General features: G+C 77.9%; 1 pseudogene. It reads right to left on the bottom strand.

Annotated elements, in window-relative coordinates:
* A pseudogene (locus KN815_RS49500) lies at positions 1-687 on the bottom strand (hypothetical protein); the annotation flags it as partial.

Below are 687 nucleotides of genomic sequence, written 5' to 3'. Positions count from 1 at the left end.
GGCCTGGACCGCGCAGGCCACGGCGGTGCCGGTCAGCGCGGCCCTGCGGAAGCCGTGGACGGCGAGCAGCCGGGCGAGGAACAGCAGCGCGCAGAGCGCCACGACGGCCGCCTCGGCCATCGAGGGCGGCGCGGCCATCGAGGGCGGCGCGGCGGCGGGGGGTGATCCGGGCACCGTGAGCCGAGCCGCGAGCACCAGGGCCGCCAGACCGCAGAGGAAGGCCGTCACCACACCCGCGAACAGCGGGCGCACTCCCGCCGCGAACTCCTCAAGACCACGGCTGACCGCCAGCCTGCGGCGCGCCCTTACGGCGAGCCGGCGGGCACACCACGCGGCGGGCGCGACGGCCAGGGCGAGGAGGACGGCGGCCCGCGCCGCGGGCGCCGCTTCGTAGGGACGGCGTCCGTCGAGGAGCCCGGTGAGCAGCCAGTCCCCGACGGCGGCATAGCCGAGGAGCCAGCCGGAGCCCAGGGTGTACGCGATACGGCCTCCGCGCCCGCTCCCCTGGACGCGCAGCGGCCCACGGCGCAGGCACAGCCACAGGGCGATGACGGTCAGGGCGGCGCCGCCCGCGCCCACGGCGAGGCCGATGGTGGCGTCCTTACGGATGGCATCGACACGGAGGGCGGCGAAGGCGGTCGCCGCGCACAGGGCGCCCGGCAGCAGCCACAGCGCCCCGAGCGCCAT

It is taken from the genome of Streptomyces niphimycinicus, from assembly GCF_018883605.1.
Classification (GTDB): domain Bacteria; phylum Actinomycetota; class Actinomycetes; order Streptomycetales; family Streptomycetaceae; genus Streptomyces; species Streptomyces niphimycinicus.
The sequence above is the reverse complement of the archived record's forward strand: the minus strand, read 5'-3'. Positions and strand labels throughout refer to the sequence as shown.